At 65.1% G+C, this 5482-nt stretch carries 4 protein-coding genes; 1 reads left to right on the top strand and 3 read right to left on the bottom strand.

Annotated elements, in window-relative coordinates:
- The 3 genes from DM995_RS12160 to DM995_RS12150 form a co-directional block, all read right to left on the bottom strand.
- Nucleotides 1-523 (bottom strand): FAD-binding oxidoreductase (locus DM995_RS12160; protein WP_232824357.1); only part of this gene is annotated, 523 nt, incomplete at its 3' end.
- Nucleotides 523-1827 (bottom strand): MFS transporter, encoded by a 1305-nt coding sequence (locus tag DM995_RS12155; RefSeq protein ID WP_116969591.1) that lies wholly within the window; start codon nt 1825-1827, stop codon nt 523-525. The genes DM995_RS12160 and DM995_RS12155, both read right to left, overlap by 1 nt.
- Before the next feature lie 104 nt (nt 1828-1931).
- Entirely contained in the window at nt 1932-4457 is a 2526-nt protein-coding gene (locus tag DM995_RS12150) for a TonB-dependent receptor (protein ID WP_023837371.1), read from the bottom strand.
- Between the two features lie 162 nt (nt 4458-4619).
- Here DM995_RS12150 and DM995_RS12145 point away from each other — a divergent pair, with 162 nt between their 5' ends.
- Nucleotides 4620-5264: a hypothetical protein gene (locus tag DM995_RS12145; protein WP_232824356.1), complete on the top strand. Its 645-nt coding sequence runs from the start codon at nt 4620-4622 to the stop codon at nt 5262-5264.
- Nucleotides 5265-5482: the final 218 nt, after the last annotated feature.

The following is a 5482-nucleotide window of genomic DNA, read 5'->3' as shown; positions in this document are numbered from 1 at the left end:
CCACGTCAAAGCTCAGCGCGCTGTCGACCACGGAGCCCTCGCGCGCGCCCCAGAAGATGCCGTTCTGGCTCATCCCCCCGCCGATCGCCGCGCGCAGGCCGGACAGGGTGCCCCAGCTCGGAGCGCGCAGGCCGAGCGGCCTCAGCGCATCGTGCAGCTTCGCCCAGGTGCAGCCCGCCTCCACCGTGACGGTCATGTCGGTGGGGTTGATATCGACAATGGCATCAAGTGAGGTCGTATCGACGAGGATGAAATCGCCGCCCGAATACAGATACCCGCCGGTATAGCTCATGCCGCCGCCGCGCGGGACGATCGCGAGCCCCTGCGCGGTCGCCGCCGCGACGCCGCGCGCGAGCTGATCGACGGTCGCAGGGCGCAACACGGCGAGCGGCTGACGCCCGGTCGCATAGACATCGTGCGAGAAGAAATCGCGCGTCGCCTCGTCGGTCAGCACCGCGTCGGCGCCCGCCGCCGCGATCACCGCGCCCATCGCGCCTGCATCAGCCTGGACCAAAGTCGCCATCACGCAGCCTCCATCGCCGGTTCGCCCTGAGGAGCGGGACCCGCTGCCTCGGTCAGCACGGGGTAGCGCCCCAGCAACAGCAGCAGCGCACCGCCGATGACATAGCCGAAAATCGAATAGAACAGGATCGGATCATAGCTGCCGGTCGCATCGCGCACAGAGGAATAGACGATCGGCGAGATCGCCGAGAATATCCCAAAGGGCATGTACAGCATGCCGTAGATCTTGCCGTAATGCGCCATGCCGAAATAGCGCCCGGTCAGATACGCGATCAGGTCGCTCTCCGCCCCGGCGGCAAAGCCGAGCAGGAAACCGGCGAGCGCCGCCAGCGCGAAGCCGGGCGCGGGATCGAGCAGGATCCAGCTCGACGCGGCGGGCAGGCAGAGCAGCGGAAAGGCGACGAACCCCGCCCAGAAGCGATCGAGCAGCAACCCGGTGATGATCCGCCCCGACAGGATGCCGAGGCCGAGAATGCCCATGACCGAGGCCGCACCCTGCGCGGGAATCCCCCGGTCGGCGAGCATCGCGGGCATGTTGATGAATGCCCCGCCAAAGGTCAGCGCGATGACCAGGATCGAGACCCAGATCAGCCAGAAGCGATGGTCGCGCACCGCCTGGCCCAGCGTCACGCCGGTCAGCGCGCCGCTCGCGGTCTTGATCCCCGGCGGCTGTTCCTCGGGCCGGGGTTCGCGGAACAGCCAGAAGGCGATCGGCAACGCGACAAGCAGCGGCAGCATGCCGACAATGGCGAACATCGCGCGCCAGCCCCAGGATTCGATCGCGAACACCGCGAGCTTGGGCACCACGATCGCCGCCAGGCTGGTGCCCAGAAGCAACAGGCCGAGCGCGAGCCCGCGGCTCTTGTAGAACCACATGTTGATCGCGCGGCTCCACGTCACCGGGGTCGATCCGATGCCGACCAACCCGACGAGCAGCCAGAGCAGATAATAGGCCCAGAGCACCGGCGGGGTGAGCGACAGCGCGGCAAAGGTCGCCCCGAACGCGAACAGCGACCACAAGGCAATCCGGCGCACGCCATAGGTATCGGCCAGCCAGCCGAAGACCGGCGCGAGCAAGGCGGCGACCACGCCGAAAATCGTGATCGGGGTGAGAATCTCGGTGGTCGTCCAGCCGAATTCCTTCGACAGTGGCGCGATGGTGAAGCCGATGACGTTGAAGGGAATCGGCGAGGCCCCGCAGGCGACGCCGATCACCCCCGCCAGCAGCACCTTCCACCCGCCCGCAAATTCGCCGCGCGCCGGGGCCGCGATGCCTGCCGTCAGTTCGTCTGCCCTGCTTGCCAACGCGTCGCTCCCGTCAGTCCATCAAGAATGAAAAGCCTAAGTCGGAATGGAGCATCGCACAGAGTGACGCGATGCTCCATCCGCCTGATGGCCAGAAAGCGCGATCAGAAATTGTACCGCGCCCGCACCGTCCACATCATCGGCTGGTTGAGATAGCTGTAGTTGGACAGAGAGGACTGGATGAACTCCTCGTTGAAGCAGTTGGTGCACTCGACCGCCAGCTGCCAGCGATCCTCGGGTCCGTTGAGCGCCAGCCCTGCATTGACCAGCCAGGCGGCCGGGCTTTCTGATCCGGTGATGAACGCGCCATCGCCGAACGGATTGGCGGGTGTGGTGCGACCGCCGCGGGTCACCGGCTGGTTGTAGATCGACAGGTTGGCGATCGCGACCTCCTGCTTCGAGCGATAGCTGGCGTTGATCGTGGGAACGAGCGTCAGCCCGCTATCGCCCAGCGGCGCACGATAGCTGCCGCCGATCGCCAGCGACCAGTCGGGTGTGCGCACCGGTGTGGCGATCGTGCCGTTGGCAGTGACGATGCCCGCAGCGCAGGCCGGAGCATTGTTGACCGGCTGACCCGCCGGGGCCGAGTTGGCGCTGGCCGGGATCTGCCCGGCGGCCAGCTGCGCACGGCACGCTGCCAGCTGCGCCTGGACGTTCTGGATGCCGTAGATATCGTTGCCGGCGGGCGCATTGGGCACGCGGTAATTGTCGTCCTGATAGCCGACATTGGCATAGAGCGTGAGGCCGGTCACCGGCGCGACGGTCAGTTCCGCCTCGATGCCCTTGTTGCGATAATCGGCAAAGTTGCGCGTCAGGAAGGTGATCGCCCCGGTCGCCGGATTGAGCAGACCCGCCAGGATCTGCAGATCGCTGACATCCATCCAGAACGCGGTGACGTTGGCGCGCACCTTGCGGTCGAAGAATTCGGTCTTGAAGCCCGCTTCATAGCTCCACACCCGCTCCTCGTCGAAGGGCAGGAACTGGCTCGGGGCCGTCGCGCGCGCGTTCCAGCCGCCCGACTTGAACCCGCGCGTCGCCGAGGCGAAAAGCAGGATGTCGTCATTGGGCTTGTAGTTGAGCGCGAAGCGCGGGGTCCAGATCTTCACATTCTGACGGCGTGGAATGACCACGCCATTGGCCGCGCGCAAGTTCTGGTCGGCCATGCAGGTCGCCTCGACCGTGCCGTCGTTGCACGAGGCCCGGTTGTCGGTGATCGAGACGCGTTTGGTCTCGTCGGTATAGCGGACACCCGCAGTGAGCTTGAGCTGCTCGGTGATGTTGAGGTCCGCCTGGACATAGCCGGCATAGGCCTTGGTCGTGTTGCGGATGATGCGATCGCCCAGCAGCAGCGAGGTTGCCGGGGAGATCGAGAAGACATCGGCCAGGTTGGTGCGGTTGCGCTCGTCGATATAGAAGAAGCCCGCGACATAATCGACCAGACCATCGGCGAAGCTGCCGTCCAGCTTGATTTCCTGCGTGAACTGCTGGTGGCTGCCATCGTTGACGATGACGAAACCGCCGCGCGCATAGCGCTGGATGGCCGGGAACGGCACGCTGACCGAGGGACCGCCGCGGCCGTCGAAGAAGTCGAGCGCGAACTGCTGGTTGAGGTTCACATAGCCGGTGATGAGGCTGAGCGTCGTCTTGTCGGCGATGTCGAACGACAGGTTCGAGGTGATGAGGTCGGTCGCGGCCTTCTGGCCATTGCCATAGCTCGCCTTGCGGCCCTGGATCACCAGCGGCGCGAAGGGCGTGGCGGTCTGCGGGTTCTCGCTGAGCCCGGTGGTCGAGAAACGGCCCTTGCAGTCGGTCGGATTGGCCGGGTTGCAGGTGAAGTTGAGCGTGTTCTCGCCTTCTGAAACGATATGCGCATAGCTCGCGCGCCAGCGCGCCCAGGGGGCAAGCTCGCCCTTGACGCCGAGACGCACGCCCCAGCCGTCATCGTCGTTGAGCCGCTCGCCGGTGGTGACGTTCTTCACATAGCCGTCGTCATCCTGCCAATAGCCCGAGACCTTGATCGCCAGCGAGTCGGCCAGCGGCAGATCGATCGAGCCGCGCACCAGCTTGCGGTCGTAGCGGCCGTAGCCGACCTCCGCATAGCCGCCGATCGTGTCGCCGGGATCGGCCATGATGACGTTGATCGCGCCGCCGGTGGTGTTGCGGCCGAACAGCGTGCCCTGCGGCCCGCGCAGCACCTCGACCCGGGCGACATCGAACAGCGACAGGTTGTTGGCATTCTGGCGCGAGAGATAGATGTCGTCGACATAGGTGCCGACCGGCGGATCGAAGGTCGCGATCGTCTCGGTCGAGCCCAGACCGCGGAGGAAGTACGCGTTGGCCGAACCGATACCGGTGTTGTTCTGCGCCACCAGATTGGGGACATACTGGCCCAGCTGCAATGTATTGGACACGCCCTGGTCGCGCAGCTGCTCGGCAGTGAACGCGCTGATCGCGATCGGCACGTCCTGCACGCTTTCCTGGCGGCGCTGCGCGGTCACGATGATTTCGGAAAGACCCGGCTGCTCGTCGGAGTCGGTGGTACCCGCCTGATCGGCATTCTGGGCATAGGCGGGCGTGGCAAGGGCAACTGCAAGCGCCGAGACGGTCGCTACCAAGCGTAAGTTGATCATCGTTGGTCTCCCTGAAAGTCCGGTTGTGTCGATCCGCCTGACGTTCATTTTTTTCTTGCAACTTGTCCGGACAAATCTGCATTGTCAATCGGCATAGTGCAAGATTCTGGCGGGAGACGCGGATTGGGCTGGACGGAAATTGCGTACCCTTCGCTGGTATATGTGCATCTCTTGCTGTTCGTCTTGTGGCTGGGGGCGGACGTCGGCGTGTTCCTGCTCGGCCAGCATTTCCGCAAGCGCGACCTCTACACGCTCGATCAGCGCATCGCGCTGCTCAAGCTGCTGGTGCTGGTGGACATGACCCCGCGCAGCGCCTGGGCGCTGATGGTCCCGGTGTCGCTTTCGGTTCTGAAGATGGGCGGCTGGTGGGACGTGCCGGGGGCGTTGCTGATCGCCGCCTGGATCATCGGCGGCGTGTGGCTGTGGCTGGTCTGGGATGCGCACAACCACGACCAGACCCCGCGCGCCAAACGCGACCGGTTCTACGAGAACGGGCTGAAATATGCGCTCACCGCCTTCTATCTCTGGCTGGGGGGCCAGTCGCTGCTCACCGGTGCGCCGCTGGCGCCCGGCTGGCTCGCGTGGAAGGCGCTGCTCTTCGGCGCGATCTTCGTCGCGGCGATCGGTATCGATGTCGCGTTCAAGCCGGTCGGGCCGCAGCTGGTGCGCCTGCTCACCGAAGGATCGAGCGATGCGACCGAGGTGCCGCTGCGCCGGACGATGGACCGCACACGCATCTGGGTGATGGCGATCTACATCCTGCTGGTGGTGACGTCGTGGCTGGGGGCAGTGAAGCCCGATTTCTGAACGCCAGCCCCGGAACCGGGGGTGTCGTATTCAAGCAACACAGGCCGTACAATTCGCGGTGCGGATAAAATTTGTCTGGACAACTTCGGGTCGTTCGGGCGATGTTGTCCGGACAAGGGAGAAACAAGAACCTGAGGGGGTTTTCACATGACACACAGCTTCAAGGCGTGCCTGCGCACGACGTGCTGCTCTGGGGATCGCGCGGCATGGGCAAGTCG

Origin of the sequence: Blastomonas sp. UPD001, assembly GCF_003426715.1 — a bacterium.
GTDB lineage: Bacteria > Pseudomonadota > Alphaproteobacteria > Sphingomonadales > Sphingomonadaceae > Blastomonas.
This window is presented reverse-complemented; position numbering and strand designations above follow the sequence as displayed.

Bases quoted from the DNA above. Each gene is read 5' to 3' on its own strand.
- DM995_RS12150 (WP_023837371.1), bottom strand. From the start codon at position 4,457: ATGATCAACTTACGCTTGGTAGCGACCGTCTCGGCGCTTGCAGTTGCC.